We start from the raw sequence: 20,132 nt of genomic DNA, 5'->3' as shown, positions 1-20,132 counted from the left end.
TCGGACGCACGCCCCTCGTTTACTCCGCGGCTTCGGCCAGTTCGGCGAACTCCGCCGCCGCCAGGAACCGTTCGGCGTCGAGTGCGGCCATGCAGCCCGTGCCTGCCGCGGTCACCGCCTGGCGGTAGACCTTGTCCGCGACGTCGCCGCACGCGAAGACGCCTTCGACGCTGGTGCGCGTGGAGCCGGTCTCGACCGAGATATAGCCGTCCGAATCGAGATCGATATGCCCGCGGAACAGCTCGGTCGCGGGGTGGTGGCCGATTGCGACGAAGCCGCCATCGACCGCGAGGCGCGAGCGTTCGCCCGTGACCGTGTCCTCGAGCTCGAGCGCGACGAGCCCGGCATTGCCGCCGCCGTCGACGAATTCGCGGACTTCCTTGTTCCACAGCACGGTCACGCCCTTGTGCGCGAACAGCCGCTCCTGGAGGATCTTCTCCGAACGCAGCGAATCGCGGCGGTGGATCAGCGTCACGTCGGGCGAATGGTTGGTGAGGTACAGCGCCTCCTCGACCGCGGTGTTGCCGCCGCCAATCACCGCGACCTTCTTGCCGCGGTAGAAGAAGCCGTCGCAGGTCGCGCAGGCGCTGACGCCCTTGCCCTTCATCGGCTCCTCGCTGTCGATGCCCAGCCACTTCGCCTGCGCGCCGGTCGCGATGACCAAAGTCTCGCCCTCATAGACGTCGCCGCTGTCGCCGGTCAGGCGGAACGGGCGGCTGCTGACGTCGACCTTGACGATCGTGTCCCACATCATGCGCGTGCCGACATGTTCGGCCTGCGCCTGCATCTGCTCCATCAGCCACGGGCCCTGGATGACGTCCTTGAAGCCGGGATAATTTTCGACATCGGTGGTGGTGGTCAGCTGGCCGCCGGGCTGGATCCCCTGGACGACGATCGGCGCCATCCCGGCGCGCGCGCCATAGATCGCGGCCGACAGCCCGGCAGGCCCGGAACCGAGAATGAGCATGCGGGTCGTGTGCGTCGTCATCGTGATATCCTTGGAGTTTCGGATCCCATCTAGGCGATGGAGCATGCGATTTGAACCATCGCCACCGCAATCGGCGTGCATCGTTTGCCGCCCCGCTTCGTTGAAAGGCAAAAGCGGAGAGACGTATGAGCGACGACCGGACCATCGAGATCGAAGACTATACCGCACCCGCCGGCGGCTGGGGGTCGATGAAATCGCTCGTGGAGATATCCGCGCGCGAGAAGATCGGCCCAGAGGCGCTGCGCGAACTCACGCGGCAGAACAAACCCGAGGGCTTTGCGTGCGTCAGCTGCGCCTGGGGCAAGCCCGCGCATCCGCATACCGCCGAATTCTGCGAGAATGGCGCGAAGGCGACCGCGTGGGAGCTGACATCCTACCGCGTGACGCCGGCGTTCTTCCAGGAGCATACGGTCACCGAGCTGCTCGGCTGGAAGGATTTCGATCTCGAACAGGCCGGCCGCCTGACGCATCCGCTGAAATATGATGCCGCGACCGACAAATATGCCGCGTGCAGCTGGGACGAGGCGTTCGCCGGGATCGGTGCGAAGCTCAAGACCTATGACCCGACCAAGGTCATCTTCTACGCCTCGGGTCGCGCGAGCCTCGAGACGTCGTACATGTACAGCCTGATGGCGCGGATGTACGGCAGCCAGAACCTGCCCGACAGCTCGAACATGTGCCACGAGACGACCTCGGTCGGGCTCAAGTCAGCGATCGGCTCGGCGGTCGGGACGATCCACCTCTCGGATTACGAGAAGTGTGACGCGATCTTCTATTTCGGCCAGAATCCGGGCGTGAACAGCCCGCGCTTCCTCCATCCGCTGCGCGACTGCGCCAAGCGCGGTGTCGAGATCGTCGTGTTCAATCCGCTGAAGGAGCGCGGTCTGGAGAAATTCCAGGATCCGCAGAATCCGCTGGAGATGGTGACCGGCAAGTCGACGCCGATCGCCTCGCAATATCACCAGGTGAAGACCGGCGGCGACGTCGGCGCGCTGATGGGGATGTGCAAATATCTGATCGAGGCGGATGATCGCGCGCGCGAACTCAACACGCTGCGGATCCTCGACCATGCCTTCCTCGCCGAGCACACCACCGGGTTCGAGGCGTTCGCGGACGTCGCGCGCGGCACCGACTGGGCGACGATCGAGCATGAGAGCGGGCTGTCGCGCGTCGAGATCGAATCGGCCGCCAAGGTCTATGCGAAGTCGAAGGCGGTGATCGCGGTCTACGGCATGGGCCTGACCCAGCATGTAGGCGGCATCGACAACGTCCACATGCTCGTCAACCTGATGCTGCTGCGCGGGAATATCGGCAAGCCGGGCGCGGGCATGGGCCCGGTCCGCGGCCATTCGAACGTCCAGGGTCAGCGCACCGTCGGCATCACCGAAAAGCCCGAGCTTGCCCCGCTCGACAAGCTCGCCGAGCAATATGGCTTCGAGCCGCCGCGCGAGCTCGGCTGGGACACGGTCGCGTCGTGCGAGGCGGTGCTCGAGGGCGAGGCGCAGGCGTTCATCGGGCTGGGCGGCAATTTCGTCCGCGCGATTCCCGACCATGCGCGGATGGAACCGGCGTGGCGCGGGATCGACCTGACGGTGCACATCGCCACCAAGCTCAACCGTTCGCACCTGCTGCCCGGCAAGACCTGCTATCTGCTCCCCTGCCTCGGCCGGATCGAGACCGACATGCAGGGCACCGGGCCACAGAGCGTCTCGGTCGAGGATTCGTTCAGCCAGATCTATGGCTCGAAGGGCAAGGCGACGCCCGCCGCGGAGACGTTGCTGTCCGAGCCTGCGATCCTCGCGGGTATCGCCAAGGCGACGCTGGCGCCCAATCCAAAGCTCGACTGGGATGCGTGGGTGCGCGACTATGCGCGGATCCGCGATGCGATCGCCGAGACCTATCCGGACATGTTCTCCGACTTCAACGCCAAGATGTTCACCCCCGGCGGCTTCTGGAAGGGCGTGCCGGCGGCGCACCGCGAATGGCTGACCGAGAGCGGCAAGGCGGAGATCAACGTCCCCCACTCGCTTAACGTCACGGGGTTCGAGGAGAGCGAGGGGCGGTTCCGACTGATGACGCTGCGGTCGAACGATCAGTTCAACACGACGGTCTATGGCTATCACGACCGGTTCCGCGGCGTGAAGGGCACGCGCGACATCGTGTTCATGAACCGCAGCGACATGCTGCGCATGGGGCTGACCGACGGTGACGACGTCGATCTGGTCGGCGATGCGGGCGACAATGGCGACCGCCGCTTCAACAAACTGCGCGTCGTCGAATATTCGATCCCGGAAGGGTGCGTCGGGGCCTATTACCCCGAGTGCAACCTGCTCATGCCGGTCGCGCACCATGCGCGCGAAAGCCATGTGCCTGCCGCCAAGTCGGTGCCGGTGCGGATCGAGAAGACACGCTGAGCACGCCCAGGATCCTCGGCGTCGTCCTGGCGGGCGGGCGATCGTCGCGGTTCGGGTCGGACAAGGCGCAGGCGCTGCTCGATGGCCGTCGCCTTGCCGATCACGCGTGCGCGCTGCTCGGGCCGCATGTCGATGACGCGGTGGTCGCGGGCCGGGATGGCCTGATCCGCGACCTGCCGGGGCCCGCTCTGGGGCCGCTGGGAGGCATAGCGGGTGCGCTGCATCATGCGGCGTGTCTCGGCTACACTTCGGTCCTCACGATCGCCTGCGACGTGCCTGCGTTGCCCGACGGGCTGCTGGCGGCGCTCGCCCGCCGCGCGCCCGCCTTTTGCCCCGACGCGCCCGTGCTGGGGCATTGGGAGACCGCGTCCACCGCTGCGCTGATCGCGCATATCGAATCGTCGTCGCGCCGGTCGGTGCGCGGCTGGGCCGAGGCGATCGGCGCCTTGCCGATCCCCGCGCATGGGGTCATCCCGAACATCAACACCCCCGAGGACATGGCCGCGCTGTGACGACTGCCCGTACCGAAGCGATCACCATCCTGCGCCCCGACGCCGTCGCGGCTGGCACGCGCGCGATCGCGATCGAGGTGCCCGTCGCGATCGAGGTCGATGGCCTGGGCTATGCGGTGATGATGATGACGCCCGCCGACCTGCCCGCCTTCACCACCGGGTTCCTGCTGACCGAGCGGCTCGCCGACAGCGCCGACGACGTCCGCGACATCGACGTGTTCGAGGCGGAGGCGGGCTGGATCGTCCGGGTCGGCCTGTCGGAGCGGTGCAGGGGGCGGATCCACGATCGCGTCCGCCACCGGACCAGCGACACCAGCTGCGGGCTGTGCGGCATCTCCGGGCTCGAACAGCTGCGCAAGCCGGTGGCGGGCACCCCGCCCCGCCCCGACGTGCCCGTCACCGCGATCTTCGCCGCGCTGGCCGGGCTGCGCGCGCATCAGCCGCTCAACGCCGCGACGGGGGCGATCCATGCCGCCGCCGCGTGTGACCGGTCAGGAGCCGTGCTGGCCGCCTATGAGGATGTCGGCCGCCACAATGCGCTCGACAAGCTCGTCGGCGGGCTGGCGATCCGGTCGACCGAGCCCCCCGCCTTCATCCTCGTCACGTCGCGGATCAGTTTCGAAATGGTCGACAAGGCGCTGGTCGCGGGCGTGGCGATGCTGGTCGGGATTTCCGCGCCGACCAGTCTCGCGATCGATCACGCGCGCGCACACGGCCTGACGTTGCTCGCGCTCGCCCGCAGCGACGCGATCCTGGTCGTCAACGACCCGTTCGGCGTGTTTGAAAATGGTAGCGAAGGAGGGACTTGAACCCCCGACCCCAGGATTATGATTCCCGTGCTCTAACCAACTGAGCTACTTCGCCGTACCGTCTGCGGGGAAGCATTCTTCCCTGCGAGGCGCGGCCTATAGGAAGCGGATTCGAGGCGGTCAAGCAAACATGTGACGCGAAATCGCTTCCCAGGGTCCGCCGCGATACCACCAGGCGCCGAGCCCGGCGATTTCGACGTCCCGCGCCGCGAAGTCGCGCTGCAGATTGCCGAGCAGCAGCCTGGCGACCGACGGGTTGACCTTGTTCTGGATCGTGACGTGCGGACGCCAGCCGCCCGCGTCCTGCGGCGTCAGCATCCCCGTGAACGCATCGGCCAGCCGCGCGCGGATGCCGACCAGCTCGGGCGATTCGATCCGGTAGGCGACACCACGCCCCAGCGACATCAGCCCGCCGATCCGCGCCCGCGGTGCGGGCAGCCCGCGCGTCTCCTGGTTCAGCCGGTGCTTCAGCTCGTCGAGGCCCGAGGGCGGCAGGTGGTGGAACAGCGTCAGGTGCGAATCGAGCTGGTTGCGCTCGGGCGGGAAATGCTCGCGCCGCATCGCGTCGAAGAACGCGGTGTCCTGGCGGCCGAACAGCGCGGTGACGATGATCGGGGCGACTTCGGTCGTGCTTGCCATCATGCAGATACCTCCCCGGCGCAGGCCGGGGTCCAGTTGGAAAGGTTGATGTAACTTCGGGTGACGTCCGCCATCGACGTTTCCCAACTGGGCCCCGGCCTCCGCCGGGGAGGTGCGGGGTGCCGACCGACTGAGATCAAATCTCGATCTGGCTGCCGAGCTCGACGACGCGGTTGGTCGGCAGGCGGAAGAATTCCATCGCGCTTTCGGCGTTGCGCAGCATCCACGCGAACAGCTTTTCGCGCCAGAGCATCATCCCCGGCTTGTCTGAGGCGAGCAGGGTCTGCCGCGACAGGAAGAAGCTGGTGTCCATCATCTTGAAGTCCGCGCCGCAGCTGTGCACCTGGCGCAGCGCGGCGGGAACGTCGGCATCCTCCATGAAGCCGTAGCGCAGGATCAGACGGTGGAAGCCGTCGCCGAGTTCGTCGCGCACCGCACGGTCGTGCGCGGGCCAATAGGGCTGGCCGACGATCTTGACGGTCAGCAGGATGACGCGCTCGTGCAGCACCTTGTTGTGCTTGAGGTTGTGGAGCAGCGCGTGCGGCACGCCGTCGGAGGTCGACGTCATGAACACCGCGGTCCCCGGCACGCGCGACGCGGAGTTCGCCGCCGAGCCGATGAACACCTTGATCGGCATCGCCGCCTCGCGCATCCGGTCGATCATCAGCTGGCGCCCCTTCGACCAGGTCGTCAGGAAGGTGAAGATGATGAGGCCGATCAGCAGCGGGAACCAGCCGCCATCGGGCACCTTGGTCAGGTTCGCGGCCAGATAGGCGCCGTCGACCAGGAAGAAGATCGCGAGCAGTGGGATCGCGGCGATCTTCGGCCAGTTCCACAGCCGGAACAGCACGACGCCGAGCAGGCAGGTGTCGATCAGCATCGCTCCCGTCACCGCGATGCCGTAAGCGCTGGTCAGGTTCGACGAGGTGCGGAAGAACAGCACCAGCAGGATCACCATCACCATCAGCGCGCCGTTGACCAGCGGGATGTAGATCTGGCCCGCGGTCGCGGCACTGGTATGCTCGATCCGCAACCGCGGGATGAAGCCGAGCTGGATCGCCTGTTGCGTGACCGAGAACGCGCCCGAGATCACCGCCTGCGACGCGATCACCGCGGCCATCGTCGCGAGGAGGACGAGCGGGAGCTGGAGGCTTTCGGGGGCGAGGTTGTAGAACGGGCTGACGAGCGCCGCCTGCCCGTCGCGGAACAGCAGCGCGCCCTGCCCCATGTAATTCAGGATCAGCGCGGGCAGCACGAAGAACAGCCAGGAGATGCCGATCGGCCGGCGGCCGAAATGCCCCATGTCCGCATAGAGCGCCTCCGCGCCGGTTACCGCGAGCACCACCGAGCCGAGCGCGAGGAAGGCGCGGGTCGGGTCGATCAGGAAGAACTCGACCGCATAATGCGGGGAAAAGGCCCAGAGCACGCCCGGCGTCTGGATGATGCTGAGGATGCCGAGCACCGCGATGACGCTGAAATACACCAGCATGATCGGCCCGAACACCATGCCGATTCGCGCGGTGCCGCTCTTCTGGACCCAGAACAAGGCGATCAGGATCGCGATCACGATCGGCAGGACGAGCCCGGCGAAGCTCGGCGCGGCGACCGCGAGCCCCTCGACCGCGGACAGGACCGACACCGCGGGGGTGATCATGCTGTCGCCGTAGAACAGCGCGGTCGCGAAGACGCCGAGCAGGATGATCCCCTTGCTCCAGCGCCGCGTCTTGGTCTTGCCCGAGACGAGCGCGAGCAGCGCGAGACTGCCGCCCTCGCCCTTGTTGTCCGCGCGCATGATGATGATGACGTATTTTACCGTCACGACGATCATCATCGACCAGAACATCAGGCTGATGACGCCCATGATGTGCGCCGAATCGAGCGCGAGCTTGTGGTGCCCCGCAAAGGTCTCGCGGAATGCGTAGAGCGGGCTCGTGCCGATATCGCCGAAGACGATGCCGATCGCGCCAAAGGCGAGTTTCAGCATGCCGTCCGCATGATGGTGGCCGGTATCCGGATCGAGACCGGCGGGGGGCACGGTCGAGGCCGCGGCTGTGGGATCGACGCTCACTGGACGGTGAATCGACCCGGAAGTGCAGCAATCATCATCGAAATTCCGATTTCACCCTGTGCCCCAAGCTGGCGCATTTAGCATGGGGGTTGGAGAGCGGCAACGGGACCGCCGGCAACGTGGATTAACCGGCGCTGATCACGCCGCTTCGCCTGTTTGCGGTAGGACGCCATCGGTAACGGGCATTGCCGTGCTTGGCCCCGGAGTCCTGCGTGCGCAGGAAAACGTCAGCGCGTGACGACTTCGCGAATCACGAAATGCGAGGCCAGTCGCGTGACGCCGGGCAGTTGCGACAGTGTCTCGCGGTGGATCCTCTCGAACGTCTCGCCGCGCCGGAGCTCGACGTGGAGCATGTAATCCGCCTCGCCGCTCATCAGGAAACATTGCACGACCTGCGGACAGCTCACGATCTCCGCCTCGAACGCCGCCATCGTCTCCTTGCGCTGGTCACGGAGCGTGACGTTGACGAGGACGATGCTCGGATCGCCGCGGGCCGCGCGCGACAGGACCGCGCGGTAGCCGGTGATCGCGCCGCTCTCACGCAGCTGCGCGACACGGCGATGCGCCGCGCTCGGCGACAGGCCCACCGCCTCGCCCAGCTCGGCGCTCGTCAGGTCCGAATTGGCCGCCAGCAGGTCCAGGATCCTGCGCTCGATCGCGATGCTCACAATTTTCCTGCTTCGTCGTCTCTGAGTGCAATATTCTCCCAGATTTGATAGGGCAGCGGGACGGCTTTGCGAACCCTTCCCGGTCGATGCGCGCTACACTGCGGTCAAAGATAATGGAGTGGAAATGATGCGCGTCGGTGTTCCCAAGGAAATCAAGAATCACGAATATCGTGTCGGTCTGACCCCGCCGTCGGTCGCCGAGCTGGTCGCCGCGGGCCATGAGGTCGTCGTCGAGACTCAGGCCGGGTCGGGCATCGACTTCGAGGACCAGGATTATGTCGACGCGGGCGCGACGATCCTGCCGACCGCCGCCGCGGTGTTCGCCGCCGCCGACATGATTGTGAAGGTCAAGGAGCCGCAGCCGGTCGAGATCGCGATGCTCGAACCGCGCCACCTGCTCTTCACCTATCTCCACCTCGCCGCGGACAAGCCGCAGGCCGAAGGCCTGATGAAGTCGGGCGCGACCTGCATCGCGTACGAGACCGTCACCGATCATCGCCGCGGCCTGCCGCTGCTGAAGCCGATGTCCGAGGTCGCGGGCCGCATGTCGGTGCAGGTCGGCGCGCATTATCTCGAGAAGGAGCAGGGCGGACGTGGCGTCCTGCTCGGCGGCGTCCCCGGCGTCGCACCGGCCAAGGTCGCGATCCTCGGCGGCGGCGTCTCGGGCGTCAACGCCGCGCAGATGGCGGTCGGCATGCGCGCCGACGTCACGATCTACGACATTTCGAACGATCGTCTGGCCGAGCTCGACATGTTCTTCTCGAGCCAGATCAAGACCGCCTATGCGTCGAAGGCCGCGATCGCGGCGGCGGTGAAGAACGCTCATCTCGTCATCGGCGCGGTGCTCGTCCCCGGCGCGGCGGCGCCCAAGCTCGTCACGCGCGAGATGCTGAAAACGATGAAGCGCGGCTCGGTGCTGGTCGACATCGCGATCGACCAGGGCGGCTGCTTCGAGACGAGCCATGCGACCACGCACGAGGATCCGGTGTTCGAGGTCGACGGCGTGATCCATTACTGCGTCGCCAACATGCCCGGCGCGGTCGCGCGCACCTCGGCCTTCGCGCTCAACAACGCGACGCTGCCGTTCGCGCTGAAGCTCGCCAATCTGGGTGCGGAGGCCGCGATGAAGGCCGACCCGCACCTCGCCAACGGGCTCAACGTCTACAAGGGTAAGATCGCGTACAAGGCGGTCGCGGATGATCTGGGTTTACCTTACGAAGCTTGGTCGAATTAAGCGGGAACGGATGCGGAACACGGGGGTTGGACAGGCGGAAGGAATTTCACGCATGTCCGACACCCCGAACCCCAAGTCCGAGCCCTTTTCGAACGCCGAGAAGGATCCGCACGACTGGACGACCGGCGACGAGAAGATGACCGGTGCACAGGCCAGCTATCTGAAGACGCTGTCCGAAGAGGCGCATGAGGAATTCGACGAATCGCTGACGAAGGCCGATGCCTCGCTGAAGATCGACGAACTCCAGGGCAAGACCGGCCGCGGCCAGTAAGCCCTTCTACGGCACGGAACGGGACCCAGGATCCCCGGCATCGCGCCGGACGATCCGGGTCCCGTTTTGCGTCGGTGATCAGCTCGCCGGTGCGGCGTCCTGTGTTGCCATGACCTGATCGAGCAGCGCGAGGCGCACCGCGATCTCGTCATGGTAGGACACGCTTTTCGGGGTCAGCGCGAGCGCGCGTGCCCAATAAGGTCGTCCCGCCGCGAAATTGCCCGATCGGACATAGGCGAGGCCAAGGAAGAAGGGCGGCGCCGGGTGGCGCGGTGCGATCCGCATCGCCTGCTGGAACGCGAACAGCGCCGGCGGCGAGACCTGATCGCCGTCATGCGCCGCCAGCGCATTGGCGAGCCCAGTCCACAGGACGAGGCTTTTCGGCGCGACGCGGATCCCACCGAGCAGGACCTTCACGGCGGCGCGGCGCTCGCCGATCCGCGTCATCGCATCCGCCGCGACCAGATAGGCGGCGGCACCGGTATAGCGTTCGAGCATCTTGTCGCGCAGCTCGATCATCGACCCGTCATCGGGCGTGATCGTCGTGCCCGTCACGACCGGATGCCCGGCAAGCTCGGGCTCGCCCTGCAGCGCATAGCCCGCCGCACCGAGCATCAGCGCGGCGGCGACCATCGACCAGAGCAGCCGGTCGACCCTCAGCACCGCCAGCAGCGCGAACGCCCCGACCGCGATGATCCCTAGCCAGAGCCAGCCCATCAGCGCGTCCTCCGGCGGAAACTCGACCGTGCGATCCACGCGCCGATCGCCAGCAGCGCGATCGGCGCCAGCCACAGCGGCCAAGTCAGCCCCGACAGCGGCGGGTCATAGGTCACATAGTCGCCATAGCGCGACACCAGCCAGTCGCGGACCGAGGCGGGCGTCTCGCCGCGTGCGATCCGTTCGCGGACCAGCGCGCGCATGTCGGCGGCCATGTCCGCATCGCTGTCGGCGATGGACTGGCCTTGGCAGACGAGGCAGCGCAGCGTCTCCATCAGGGCCTTGGCGGAGGCCTCCTTGGCGGGGTCGGCGAGCTGGACATTGGCGTAATGCGCAGGCGGCGTAACGGGCTGCGCGGCGGCGGGCGCGGCGGAAAACAGCAGCGCTGCGACCGTCGCGACTGCCGCCAGCGCAAGGCTTGACCGCCCGCTCATCGCGCTTCCCTAACGGCCTGGACGATCTCGCCGATATTGTCCTCGCGGATGTCGCCGATGATCTGTTTCACGACGATCCCGCGGCCGTCGACCACGAAGGTTTCGGGCACGCCCGACGAGCCGAGCGCGAGCTGGACCCGGCTTGCGGTGTCGCTGCCGATCCGCGCATAGGGATCGCCGTTGCGACGCAGGAAACCGGCGATCGCGGGCGTGGTGTCGCGGATCGCGATCGCGTCGATCGGGATGCCCATCGTCTTCAGCCGCATCAGGTGCGGGGCCTCGGCGATGCAGGGCACGCACCAGCTGGCGAACACGTTGAGCAGCCGCGGCTGACCGCCCTTGAACGAGGCGCTGGTCAGGCCCGGCTTGCCCGGCACCATCGCGGGCAGCGCGAAATCGGGCAGCGGCTTGCCGACCATCGCCGAGCGCACGACCTTGTCCGCCGGCCGGAACAGCCCGCTCGCGACCACCGCGAACAGCAAGGCGAAGATCGCCAGCGGCGCCCAGAGCGCGAAACGCTTCATGCCCAGGCCGCCCGGACCGCGCTGCGCCGTTCGCGACGCAGCCGCCCGACCAGCGACAGCGCGCCGCCCAGCGCGATCAGCACGCCGCCGAACCAGATCAGCGTCACGAACGGCTTCCACCACAGCCGCAGCTGCCACCGCCCCTGCCCGTCGGGCTGGCCGAGCACGGTATAGAGCTGGCCGTCGAGCGCGGTCAGGATCGCCGATTCGTTCGTGCTGGTCGGCGGATTGGCGAAGAAACGGAGCTGCGGTTTTAGCCGCGTGCTGTCATCGCCGCGCGTCGCGGTCAGCTGCGCCTCGAGCGCGGACCAGTTCTCACCGATCACCGGCGAGATCCCGTCGAGCGTGACGCTGTAGGGCCCCACGCGCGCCGCCTCGCCTGCGCGCACCGCGACCAGCGTTTCCTTGGTGAACGCGCTGTCTGACGCCATGCCGGCCAGGCTGACCGCGATGCCGAGATGCGCGAGGACCATGCCATAGGTGAACATCGGCGTGCGCCGGAGATTGCGCTTCCAGAGGGGCGCAACGCTCGCCACCGCGAGGCCTGCGGCGAGGCTGAGCCCTGCCCAGGGCAGCACGCCCGGCCAGACGAACAGCAGCGCGACCGCCGCCACCACGGTGGCCGCGATCGGCAGCGCGACGCGGCCGACGACCGCCCTCGCCTCGTCGCGGCGCCAGCGCAGCAGCGGCCCGACCGCCATCACCGCGACCAGCAATAGCGCGATCGGTCCTGCGGCCTTGTTGAAGAAGGGCGGGCCCACCGACAGCTGCACGCCGAAGCTCGCCGCGACGATCGGGTAGAGCGTGCCGATCAGGACGATGCCGAGGATCACCGACAGCAGCAGGTTGTTCGCGACCAGCCCGCCCTCGCGGCTGACCGGATCGAAGGTCGTGCCTGCGCGCACGGTACCGATCCGCGCGGCGAACAGCGCGAGCGCGCCGCCGATATAGATGGCGAGCAACGCGAGGATGAACGCGCCGCGCTCCGGATCGACCGCAAAGGCGTGGACGCTGGTCAGGATGCCCGAGCGCACCAGGAACGTGCCGATCATCGACATCGAGAAGGCGACCACCGCGAGCATGATCGTCCAGGCGCGCAGGCCGTCGCGCGTCGCCAGCACCGTCACCGAATGGAGCAGCGCGGTCGCCGCGAGCCACGGCATCAGCGACGCATTCTCGACCGGATCCCAGAACCACCAGCCGCCCCAGCCGAGCTCATAATAGGCCCAATAGCTGCCCGCGGTGATCCCGAGCGTGAGGAAGATCCACGCGATCAGCACCCAGGGGCGCATCGCCCTGGCGAAGCCCGGCCCGACGTGGCGCGTGACGAGCGCACCGACCGCGAACGAGAAGGCGACCGAAAGCCCGACATAGCCGGTGTAGAGCGTCGGCGGGTGAAACGCCAAGCCCGGGTCCTGGAGCAGCGGGTTGAGACCCAGTCCGTCGGGCGCCGCCGGGGTCAGCCGCGCGAACGGGTTGGAGGAGAAGAGCAGGAACGCATAGAAGCCGAGCGCGATCGTCGCCTGCGCGCCGAGCGTCGCGACCAGGGTGCGTTCGGGAAGCGTACGTTCGAAGATCGCGACCGCGCCGCCTGCCAGCCCCAGGATCGTCACCCAGAGGAGCATCGACCCCTCGTGATTGCCCCAGGCGCCGGCGAACTTGTAGAGCCACGGCTTAGCCGAATGGCTGTTCTCGACGACCAGCTTCACCGACATGTCCGAGTTGAGGAACAGGTTGATCAGCAGCGCCATCGCCAGCGCGGCGAGCACGCCCTGGACGATCGCCACCGGCCGCACCGCCGCGGCAACGTCGTCGCGGCCGCGCGCGATCCCGATCACCGCCATCGCGAGTTGCAGCGCCGCCAGCGCGCCGGCGAGCCAGAGCGCCGCGAGTCCGGCTTCGGCGATCATGAACCGCGGTCCGGTGCGAGCGTCTTGGTCTCGTGCATCTTGCCCGCCATTTCGGGGGGCATGTATTTCTCGTCATGCTTGGCGAGCAGGTTGGACGCGACAAACCGGCCGTCCGCCTGGAACTGCCCCTCGGCGACGACCCCCGATTTCTCGCGGAACAGGTTCGGGACGATCCCGGCGAAGACCACCGGGGTCGTCGCGGCACCGTCCGTGACGGTGAAGTGGACGGTGACGCCGTCCGCGGCGCGCTTGACCGACCCGTCCGCGACCATGCCGCCAAGCCGGACCGCGCGCCCGAGCGGCAACCCGTCGCGCTTCACGTCGGACGGTGCATAGAAGAACGACGCCTGGTCCTTCAGCGCGGACAGGGCGAGCAGCCCCGCGACGACGACCGCGCCGAGCGCGAGCAGCGCGAGGGTGAGCCGCTGATGCTTGGCCTTCATCGCTCCGCCTTCCGCATTGCGAGATAACTGAGCAGTGCGACGAGGGCGCCGCCGCCCAGCGTCACGGCATAGGCGGCAATCACGAACGGCCAGGCGGTCATGCGCGCACCTTCACGCTCTGGCCATCCGACGCATGCGCGCCTCGGCCTTGGCGGTGGCGAGCAGGGTCCGCATCCGCATCAGCACGATTCCCGCAAAGACGAAGGTGAAGCCCGCGAGCATGATCGGCAGCGGCCAGAGGATCGCGCCGTCGATCGTCGACTTGGTCAGCCCGATGCTCGGCCCCTGGTGCAGCGTGTTCCACCAGATCACCGAATAGCGGATGATCGGCAGCAGCACCGATCCGGCGACGCCGTAGAGCGCGGGCACGCGCCCGTCGCCGCCGCGATCCGCATCCGCCTTCGCCAGCGCCATATAGCCGAGATAGACGAAGAACAGCAGCAGCATCGAGGTCAGCCGCCCGTCCCATTGCCACCACGTCCCCCAGGTCGGCCGCCCCCAGATCGAGCCGGTCATCAGGCACAAAGCCGCGAACACCGCGCCGGGCAGCGCGATCGCGCGCGCGGCGATACCGGCCAGCGGGTGACGCCAGACGAGCAGCATGATGCTGGAGATCGCGATCCCGCTCCAGCCGCCCATGCCGAGCCAGGCGGCGGGGACATGAATGTAGAGGATCCGCACCGTCTCGCCCTGCAGATAGTCGGGCGGGGTCTGCGTCAGGCCCGCCCAGCAGCCCAGCGCAATCAGCGCGACGCCCGCCCAGAACAGCGCAGGCGTCAGCGGCCTGGCGATCTTCAGGAAGCGCGCGGGATTGGCAAGGGCGTGCAGGGTGGCCACTGGGTGTTACCACTATGGCAAGTCGTGACGGACTTAAAGCCCCTCTCCCCACGTGGGGAGAGGGAGCGGGCCGCCGTATCACCGTCCCCGCGAAAGGGGGACGGACTTAACGGCCGATCAGGCGCTTTGCGATCGAATCGGCGACGTCGGACGACGGTTCGCCGCTGCGGTCGCTCTCGTCCCAGACCTGGATCAGCCGCTCGGGGATGCGTGCGATCCGCGCCTTCACTTCGGCTTCGTCGCCCTGGCCGAGATATTCGAGCCCGACATTGATGATGCCGCCCGCGTTGATCACGTAATCCGGCGCATAGAGGATGCCGCGTGCGTGCAGTCGCGCGCCGTCCTCGCGGACGCTGAGCTGGTTGTTCGCGCCGCCCGCGACGACCTTTGCCTTGAGCGCGGCGATCGACATTTCGGTCAGGATCGCGCCCAGCGCGTTCGGGCTGAAGATGTCGGTGTCGGTCGTCAGGATCGCCTCGGCGGGGACTGCGGTCGCGCCGAGTTCACCCGCCAGCGCCTGCGCGCGGCCCTCGTCGACGTCCGCGAGCGTCAGCACCGCGCCGTCCTTGGCGAGCAGCCGGGCGAGCCCGCCGCCGACCGAGCCGACGCCCTGAATCGCGACGCGCACGCCCTTCATGTCGGTCGCGCCGAGCCCGCGCTGCGCCGCCGCCTTGACGCCCAGATAGATGCCGAGTGCCGTGTACGGCCCCGGATCGCCGCCCGCCGCACCGCTCGCGACCGGCAGGCCCGAGACGTAGCGCGTCTGGGTCGCGATCACCTTCATGCGCTCTTCGGACATGCCGACGTCTTCGGCGGTCACATAGCGGCCGCCGAGCGATTCGACCGCGCGGCCGAACGCCTCGAGCTGTTCGGTGGTGATCACGTCGCCGGGCTTGGCCGCGAGGACGACGCCCTTGCCGCCGCCGAGCTCGAGCCCGGCCATCGCGTTCTTGAAGCTCATGCCGCGCGACAGGCGCAGCGCGTCGGTCACCGCGCGGCCATTGTCCGCATAATGCCAGAAGCGCGTGCCGCCGGCCGCGGGCCCGAGCTTGGTCGAATGCAGCGCGATGACGGCGCGAAGACCCGAAACCGGATCGGTGAAGACGTGAACGCCCTCATGGTCGTCGAAATCGGGAAGGTCCCAAACCGCTGTCATCGCCGGCTCCATCAGGAAGAAGAAAATTGCTTAAACCTGAAATATTATTTTCCGGCCGGTTTTACCAGCACAAAGCGGCGCAAGGCCAAGCAGTTGGGAAAATAATGGGGCGACCGACGGGACTTGAACCCGCAACATCCGGCATCACAAGCCGACGCTCTAACCAATTGAACTACGATCGCCGCGAAGGCCCGTGCCCCTAAGCGGGCTGTTCGGGTCCGTCAAGCGCCGCGATCATGCGCGGCGTCGAATGTCGTCAAAAACTGCCTTCGATCGCCTGGCTATAGCCGCCCGCCCCGCGCACGAAGCCGATCGATTCGAGCCGCTGCTGGACGATCGGGTCGGTCGGTTGCAGCGTCAGCACCGCGCGGTAGCGGCCCGTGCCGTCGATCCGCAGCGTGATCCCCTCGGTCCCCGCCTGGCTGGCGAGCGGCACGATGAGCGCGTCGCCTTCGCATTTGGGCGTCCCGCTGACCGACTGCGGCAGCGTGATCCCCGCGACCTCGCCGCCCAGCGTCGCGCGTACCCGCCCTTCGGCGCGCTCGCACTGGCCGTCGACGAACCGCACGGTCACGCCGTCGAGATCGAGCGTGGTGACCGGCACCGGCGCGAACACCGCGCCGGTCGGGATCGTCGCGGTCAGATCGTCGACGCCGAACCCGTGACGGCTGACGCTTGCCGACCCACGCAGCGGCCGCGGCTCCGTCTCGGGCCCGGCCAGCACGATCCGCGCGCGACCCGCCAACAGCGGCAAGGGCGCGAGCCGGGCATGGAGGTCGCCGAGCGACAGCTCGCCGAACCGCGCATCGGTCAGCGTCGCGCCCCAGATCGTGCCCGTCACGCGGCGCGCAACGAGCCCCGCATCCTCGATCCCGACCCAGCCGAGCGCGGCGCGCATCGGCAGGAACACGATCAGCGCAAGCAGCAGCATGCCGCCGAACATAGCGGTCGGGCCGGTCCGCAACCGGATCCGCGTGACGCGGCGTGCGCCGACGCCCACGAAGCGTGCGCTGTCGCTCATGCGGCGCGCGCCTTCAACGTCATCGTCACGCTCACGGTACGGTCACCCTTGTCGGTCATGGTCAGCGCGTCGACCAAGATGCCCGCGCGCTCGAGCCGCGCGAGCCATGCGGTCAGCGCGCCCGGCCGCGCCGACGGCATCACGATCCGCACCCGGTCCGCGCCCTCCTGGTCGAGGCTGGTGATCGCGAACCCCGCGAGGTCCGCCTGGGTCCGCACGATCGCATCGAGCGATCCGGTCAGCGGCGTGGGCCGCGATCGCTGCGCGTCGCGGAGCAGCGCGACCATCGCCTGCGTCTCGCCGAGCCGGGTCACGGCGTTGGCATGGCGTTCGCGCGCGCTCGACAGACCGTCGCCGACCGGCCGGATCACCGCGCCCCAGAGCAGCGTCAGCACCGCGAGCGCCGCCATCACCAGCAACAGCCGCTTCTCGCGCAGCGATCGCCCCTCGAACCAGTGCCGCAACCCGGTCATGCGCCCTCGCTCCCGCCTGCACGGCCCGCCGTGATCGTGAATTCGCCCGACACGCGCCCCGCCGCCGCCTGGAAGACGCCCGCCTGAACCGCAAAGCCGGCACGCTCGAGCGCACTCCTGAGATCGGTCGCCAGCGCCTCGCGCTCGACGGCGACGCCCAGTCGGACGGTCCCGTTCGGCTGGAAGTCGAGCGCGGTGATCTCGCTGCCCGGCGTCGCCTGGACCACGGCGAAGATCGTGGCGGTGGTCGTGCTGAAGCCCAGACCCGGCCCGCGCACGCGCGACAGCCGTTCGCCAAGCTGGCGCCCGGCATCGTTCACCGTCTCGCCGCGTGGCAGGCCGGAGCGGGCGACCTGTTCGGTCTGCGCCTCGATCATGTCCGCACCGAAGCTGTATTTCGCGATCCGGACCAGCGTGATCGCCAGCGTCACCGCGAGGATCAGCCCCGACAGCACCGCTAGCCGCCGGATCAGCGCCCAGTCGAGCGCGAATCGCCGCCGCCGCGCGAACATCCCCTGCCGCAGGTCGAGCGGCCATGTCGCAACCGCCGCCGCCAGCGCCGCCTCGAGCGCGGCGGGCTCGACGGCCACGGGCGGCGTGTCGCCCGTCACCAGCGCGGTCAGCCCCGGTTCGTCGGCAAATCCGGTCGACGTCCCGCGCACGACGGGGTCGCCGGCAAGCTCGGCGCGGACATAGCCCTCGTCCGGGCGCGGCAGCAGCATCGGCGCAGGGAGCATCGCGACCGGATCGACGCCGGCCGCCGCGAGCATCCGCAGCCAGCCCTGCATCGCCTCGATCCCGACCACGCCGATCGGCCGGTCGCCCTGCCCCTCGTCCCCGACCGCGACATGGAGTTCACCGAGCGGCGCCGCGCTCGCCTCTGCCGCGAGCAGCCGGGCGGCGGCGGTCGCCTGCGCGGCGCTGCGCGACGGTAGTTCGGCCCAGTGCAAGGTCACCGCCTCCGCCGGCGCCACCGCGATGACGCCCGTGTCCGCGCCGAGGTCACTTCGCTCATCGGCGGTCGGGATCCCCTCGCCCTGCGCGACGATGCGCTGGTCGGCGATCCGCATCCAGCGAAAGCCGGTCACGCCGGAGGGAAGGAACAGGAGCGTGGTCATGATGGCTCGCCCCATTGCCGCGATACGAGCCGCGCGGGAAGCGTCGTCGCGTCCATCAGTGCCTGTTCCTGCAAAACCGTCGTCCCCACCGTCACGTCGATATCGAGCGTGAACCATTTCGACACCACTGCCGTCCCCCGTTCGCCATCCGCATTGGAATTGCCCTGCAGCGCCGCGCTCTTGAAGAACACGTCAGTGGTCGCGACCCCTTGCGGCGGGCGTTGCAGGATCATCTGGCGCGCGCCCGCGATCGACATCGTGTCGGGAAACAGCATCGCCAGGATCGGCGCCTGTTCGGGGAGCAGCGTGTTGACGTTGATCGGCGCGGCCTGCGCGACCGGCAATGTACAGATCCACGGCCTGAGCGTCGCATAGATTTGCGGCGTCATGCCGACCACCGCGCGGAGTTCGCTCGGGTCGGTCATCAGCGTGCCCGCGGTGCGATAGGGCGTCTCGCGGTTCAGATAGGCGCCGTCCTCCGCGCCCATCGCCTGCTGGTCCTGATCGCTGTCGATCCAGTCGGCGGCGCCCGCGGCGATCTGTTCACCGACCTGCGCGGGGATGTCGAGCAGCCGCATCAACCGGACGAATTGCGGCCGCATCAGCGGGTCGGTGACATAGGCGCCGGCGCGCCCGCTCACCAGGCTGTTGAGATTGAAGCAGTTTCCTCCGTCCCGCACGCGCGCGGTCGCAAAGCCGCCGCCGGGCAGCGGCATCCCGAACGGCTTGCCGCTCCAGTCGCCCTGCAACGTCACGCGTTTCACATTGGGCCCCAGCATCGCGTCGATCCGCGTCAGCGCCAGCGTCTCGGCGGCCAGCGCATAGGCGCGGGCCTGCTCGCCCGCCGCGGCATTGCCCGCGAGCCGCGTCGACAACCGCAGCTTCTCGAGCGCCGCCCCCGCCATCACCGCGACGATCGCGACGAGCATGAGGACGGTCAGCAGCGCGGCGCCGCGTTCGTGCTCAGGGGGCTTCATTCTGGACCTCCCGCGCGGGCGGCGCATAGCCCGATCCGACGAGGAACAGCTGGCGATAGACCAGGCCGTCGGTGCGCTGGACGCGCAGCTCCATCGCCTCGGGCAAGGGCACGCCCTGCACGCCGTCCCAGCGGTCGCTCCACGCGCCGCCGAGCCGGTAGCGCAGCCGGACCTGGCGGACATTGGGCAGCAGCACGGCGGGCGGCAGCGGCGGCGCGCCGTCGACCATCGGATAGGCGATCCGCTGCAGCGCGCCGTCTGCGACGCGGTACGCGACCTTCTGTGTGCTCGACCGGGCTGCGCCGTCGATATTAGTCCAGCCACCGCGGACGAGGCGGAGCATCGGCGCGACGTCCGATCCGCTCTCGCCGACGAAGGCGGGCAAGGGGGCGCCGGATTCGTCACGCGTGCCCCGTAGCGCCGCCTGGCCGAGATCGGCGGACAGGATCGACATCGTCCGCGTCAGCGCGCCGAGATCGTCGAGCTTCGTCCCCGTCGCACTCTGCGCCTTCACGCTGAACGACAAAATCGCCACCCCCGCCGCCGCGATCATGCCGAAGATCAGCAGCGAGACCATCACCTCGACCAGTGTGAAGCCGTGTTCGGCGGAACGCCTCACGGGGGTGAAGCCGTGCTCGGCGGAGCGCCTGCCCACTCCGTCATCCCGGGCTTGACCCGGGACCCAGCGCCCAGCAGCGCCGCGCCCGCAACCCTGGGTCCCGGCGTTCGCCGGGATGACGGCAAGAGAGATCACGCCCCCACCCACCCCGTCATCCCGGGCTTGACCCGGGACCCAGCGCCCAGCACCGCCGCGCCCGCGACCCTGGGTCCCGGCGTTCGCCGGGATGACGGTAAGAGAGTTCGCGCGCCCGGCCACCCCGTCATCTCCGACCCGACCAGGGACCCCGAGCCTAACAGC

21 protein-coding genes and 2 tRNA genes are annotated in these 20,132 nt (G+C 68.4%); 5 read left to right on the top strand and 18 right to left on the bottom strand.

Going from position 1 to position 20,132, the window contains the following annotated elements; genetic code table 11:
• Positions 1 to 19 precede the first annotated feature (19 nt).
• On the bottom strand, positions 20 to 988 hold the full coding sequence (gene trxB, locus IFT54_RS06590; protein WP_031395129.1) for a thioredoxin-disulfide reductase: 969 nt from the start codon (positions 986 to 988) through the stop codon (positions 20 to 22).
• A gap of 125 nt (positions 989 to 1,113) precedes the next feature.
• On the opposite strand from trxB, the gene IFT54_RS06585 reads away from it, so the two are divergent.
• From IFT54_RS06585 to fdhD, 3 genes are read left to right on the top strand one after another with little or no spacing between them, the layout of a single operon-like run.
• Positions 1,114 to 3,402, top strand: coding sequence for an FdhF/YdeP family oxidoreductase (locus tag IFT54_RS06585; RefSeq protein ID WP_192070008.1), 2,289 nt, complete (start codon positions 1,114 to 1,116; stop codon positions 3,400 to 3,402).
• Positions 3,309 to 3,914 carry a molybdenum cofactor guanylyltransferase gene (gene mobA / locus IFT54_RS06580; protein ID WP_342354776.1) on the top strand — a complete coding sequence of 202 codons (606 nt, stop codon included), beginning with the start codon at positions 3,309 to 3,311 and terminating at the stop codon, positions 3,912 to 3,914. The genes IFT54_RS06585 and mobA overlap by 94 nt, the downstream gene beginning before the upstream one ends.
• The gene (gene fdhD, locus IFT54_RS06575; RefSeq protein WP_192070007.1) at positions 3,911 to 4,723 is read left to right on the top strand and encodes a formate dehydrogenase accessory sulfurtransferase FdhD; all 813 of its coding nucleotides are present in this window, start codon (positions 3,911 to 3,913) and stop codon (positions 4,721 to 4,723) included. The genes mobA and fdhD overlap by 4 nt, the downstream gene beginning before the upstream one ends.
• Here the strand turns inward: fdhD and IFT54_RS06570 are convergent.
• From IFT54_RS06570 to IFT54_RS06555, 4 genes are all read right to left on the bottom strand, one after another.
• Positions 4,702 to 4,778: transfer RNA gene (locus tag IFT54_RS06570), tRNA-Met, on the bottom strand. The genes fdhD and IFT54_RS06570 overlap by 22 nt on opposite strands.
• Before the next feature lie 65 nt (positions 4,779 to 4,843).
• Complete coding sequence (locus tag IFT54_RS06565; protein ID WP_192070151.1) at positions 4,844 to 5,362, bottom strand: 2'-5' RNA ligase family protein; 519 nt, start codon at positions 5,360 to 5,362, stop codon at positions 4,844 to 4,846.
• Between the two features lie 136 nt (positions 5,363 to 5,498).
• Positions 5,499 to 7,346, bottom strand: a complete 1,848-nt coding sequence (locus IFT54_RS06560) for a potassium transporter Kup (protein ID WP_107932838.1) — start codon at positions 7,344 to 7,346, stop codon at positions 5,499 to 5,501.
• 311 nt (positions 7,347 to 7,657) lie between these two features.
• Positions 7,658 to 8,098 carry an Lrp/AsnC family transcriptional regulator gene (locus IFT54_RS06555; protein WP_183935296.1) on the bottom strand — a complete coding sequence of 147 codons (441 nt, stop codon included), beginning with the start codon at positions 8,096 to 8,098 and terminating at the stop codon, positions 7,658 to 7,660.
• A gap of 127 nt (positions 8,099 to 8,225) precedes the next feature.
• On the opposite strand from IFT54_RS06555, the gene ald reads away from it, so the two are divergent.
• The gene (ald, locus tag IFT54_RS06550; RefSeq protein WP_037532307.1) at positions 8,226 to 9,332 is read left to right on the top strand and encodes an alanine dehydrogenase; all 1,107 of its coding nucleotides are present in this window, start codon (positions 8,226 to 8,228) and stop codon (positions 9,330 to 9,332) included.
• A 52-nt stretch (positions 9,333 to 9,384) separates the two neighbouring features.
• Positions 9,385 to 9,603 (top strand): DUF3072 domain-containing protein, encoded by a 219-nt coding sequence (locus IFT54_RS06545; RefSeq protein WP_056405507.1) that lies wholly within the window; start codon positions 9,385 to 9,387, stop codon positions 9,601 to 9,603.
• Between the two features lie 78 nt (positions 9,604 to 9,681).
• On the opposite strand, the gene IFT54_RS06540 is transcribed toward IFT54_RS06545, so the two are convergent.
• The 13 genes from IFT54_RS06540 to gspJ all read right to left on the bottom strand — a co-directional run bounded on the left by IFT54_RS06540 (position 9,682) and on the right by gspJ (position 19,868).
• The gene (locus tag IFT54_RS06540; protein WP_342354775.1) at positions 9,682 to 10,359 is read right to left on the bottom strand and encodes a tetratricopeptide repeat protein; all 678 of its coding nucleotides are present in this window, start codon (positions 10,357 to 10,359) and stop codon (positions 9,682 to 9,684) included.
• Positions 10,320 to 10,754, bottom strand: coding sequence for a cytochrome c-type biogenesis protein (locus IFT54_RS06535; protein WP_192070006.1), 435 nt, complete (start codon positions 10,752 to 10,754; stop codon positions 10,320 to 10,322). The genes IFT54_RS06540 and IFT54_RS06535 overlap by 40 nt, the downstream gene beginning before the upstream one ends.
• Positions 10,751 to 11,278, bottom strand: coding sequence for a redoxin family protein (locus IFT54_RS06530; RefSeq protein WP_031440727.1), 528 nt, complete (start codon positions 11,276 to 11,278; stop codon positions 10,751 to 10,753). The genes IFT54_RS06535 and IFT54_RS06530 overlap by 4 nt, the downstream gene beginning before the upstream one ends.
• Positions 11,275 to 13,188 (bottom strand): heme lyase CcmF/NrfE family subunit, encoded by a 1,914-nt coding sequence (locus IFT54_RS06525; RefSeq protein ID WP_192070005.1) that lies wholly within the window; start codon positions 13,186 to 13,188, stop codon positions 11,275 to 11,277. The genes IFT54_RS06530 and IFT54_RS06525 overlap by 4 nt, the downstream gene beginning before the upstream one ends.
• Positions 13,185 to 13,631 carry a cytochrome c maturation protein CcmE gene (ccmE, locus tag IFT54_RS06520; protein ID WP_107932389.1) on the bottom strand — a complete coding sequence of 149 codons (447 nt, stop codon included), beginning with the start codon at positions 13,629 to 13,631 and terminating at the stop codon, positions 13,185 to 13,187. The genes IFT54_RS06525 and ccmE overlap by 4 nt, the downstream gene beginning before the upstream one ends.
• A gap of 111 nt (positions 13,632 to 13,742) precedes the next feature.
• On the bottom strand, positions 13,743 to 14,468 hold the full coding sequence (gene ccmC / locus IFT54_RS06515; protein WP_031440724.1) for a heme ABC transporter permease CcmC: 726 nt from the start codon (positions 14,466 to 14,468) through the stop codon (positions 13,743 to 13,745).
• Between the two features lie 106 nt (positions 14,469 to 14,574).
• On the bottom strand, positions 14,575 to 15,624 hold the full coding sequence (locus IFT54_RS06510; RefSeq protein ID WP_192007233.1) for a Leu/Phe/Val dehydrogenase: 1,050 nt from the start codon (positions 15,622 to 15,624) through the stop codon (positions 14,575 to 14,577).
• 105 nt (positions 15,625 to 15,729) lie between these two features.
• Positions 15,730 to 15,806 (bottom strand) — tRNA-His (locus tag IFT54_RS06505).
• Positions 15,807 to 15,880: 74 nt separating this feature from the next.
• Positions 15,881 to 16,645 (bottom strand): type II secretion system protein N, encoded by a 765-nt coding sequence (gene gspN / locus IFT54_RS06500; RefSeq protein ID WP_192070004.1) that lies wholly within the window; start codon positions 16,643 to 16,645, stop codon positions 15,881 to 15,883.
• Complete coding sequence (gene gspM, locus IFT54_RS06495; protein ID WP_037532937.1) at positions 16,642 to 17,118, bottom strand: type II secretion system protein GspM; 477 nt, start codon at positions 17,116 to 17,118, stop codon at positions 16,642 to 16,644. The genes gspN and gspM overlap by 4 nt, the downstream gene beginning before the upstream one ends.
• On the bottom strand, positions 17,115 to 18,236 hold the full coding sequence (gspL, locus tag IFT54_RS06490; RefSeq protein WP_183935289.1) for a type II secretion system protein GspL: 1,122 nt from the start codon (positions 18,234 to 18,236) through the stop codon (positions 17,115 to 17,117). Before gspL ends, gspM begins: the two co-directional genes overlap by 4 nt.
• Positions 18,233 to 19,213 (bottom strand): type II secretion system minor pseudopilin GspK, encoded by a 981-nt coding sequence (gene gspK, locus IFT54_RS06485; protein WP_037532276.1) that lies wholly within the window; start codon positions 19,211 to 19,213, stop codon positions 18,233 to 18,235. The genes gspL and gspK overlap by 4 nt, the downstream gene beginning before the upstream one ends.
• Entirely contained in the window at positions 19,200 to 19,868 is a 669-nt protein-coding gene (gene gspJ / locus IFT54_RS20695; protein ID WP_342354774.1) for a type II secretion system minor pseudopilin GspJ, read from the bottom strand. The genes gspK and gspJ overlap by 14 nt, the downstream gene beginning before the upstream one ends.
• Positions 19,869 to 20,132 lie beyond the last annotated feature (264 nt).

This window comes from Sphingomonas sp. CFBP 13714 (assembly GCF_014842205.1).
GTDB lineage: Bacteria > Pseudomonadota > Alphaproteobacteria > Sphingomonadales > Sphingomonadaceae > Sphingomonas > Sphingomonas aerolata.
Note: the sequence above shows the minus strand (reverse complement) of the source record. Positions and strands in the feature narration are given on the sequence as shown.

Bases quoted from the DNA above. Each gene is read 5' to 3' on its own strand.
- trxB (WP_031395129.1), bottom strand. From the start codon at position 988: ATGACGACGCACACGACCCGCATGCTCATTCTCGGTTCCGGGCCTGCC.
- IFT54_RS06585 (WP_192070008.1), top strand. From the start codon at position 1,114: ATGAGCGACGACCGGACCATCGAGATCGAAGACTATACCGCACCCGCC.
- IFT54_RS06565 (WP_192070151.1), bottom strand. From the start codon at position 5,362: ATGGCAAGCACGACCGAAGTCGCCCCGATCATCGTCACCGCGCTGTTC.
- IFT54_RS06560 (WP_107932838.1), bottom strand. From the start codon at position 7,346: ATGCTGAAACTCGCCTTTGGCGCGATCGGCATCGTCTTCGGCGATATC.
- ald (WP_037532307.1), top strand. From the start codon at position 8,226: ATGCGCGTCGGTGTTCCCAAGGAAATCAAGAATCACGAATATCGTGTC.
- IFT54_RS06545 (WP_056405507.1), top strand. From the start codon at position 9,385: ATGTCCGACACCCCGAACCCCAAGTCCGAGCCCTTTTCGAACGCCGAG.
- IFT54_RS06535 (WP_192070006.1), bottom strand. From the start codon at position 10,754: ATGAGCGGGCGGTCAAGCCTTGCGCTGGCGGCAGTCGCGACGGTCGCA.
- IFT54_RS06530 (WP_031440727.1), bottom strand. From the start codon at position 11,278: ATGAAGCGTTTCGCGCTCTGGGCGCCGCTGGCGATCTTCGCCTTGCTG.
- IFT54_RS06525 (WP_192070005.1), bottom strand. From the start codon at position 13,188: ATGATCGCCGAAGCCGGACTCGCGGCGCTCTGGCTCGCCGGCGCGCTG.
- ccmE (WP_107932389.1), bottom strand. From the start codon at position 13,631: ATGAAGGCCAAGCATCAGCGGCTCACCCTCGCGCTGCTCGCGCTCGGC.
- IFT54_RS06510 (WP_192007233.1), bottom strand. From the start codon at position 15,624: ATGACAGCGGTTTGGGACCTTCCCGATTTCGACGACCATGAGGGCGTT.
- gspN (WP_192070004.1), bottom strand. From the start codon at position 16,645: ATGAGCGACAGCGCACGCTTCGTGGGCGTCGGCGCACGCCGCGTCACG.
- gspM (WP_037532937.1), bottom strand. From the start codon at position 17,118: ATGACCGGGTTGCGGCACTGGTTCGAGGGGCGATCGCTGCGCGAGAAG.
- gspL (WP_183935289.1), bottom strand. From the start codon at position 18,236: ATGACCACGCTCCTGTTCCTTCCCTCCGGCGTGACCGGCTTTCGCTGG.
- gspK (WP_037532276.1), bottom strand. From the start codon at position 19,213: ATGAAGCCCCCTGAGCACGAACGCGGCGCCGCGCTGCTGACCGTCCTC.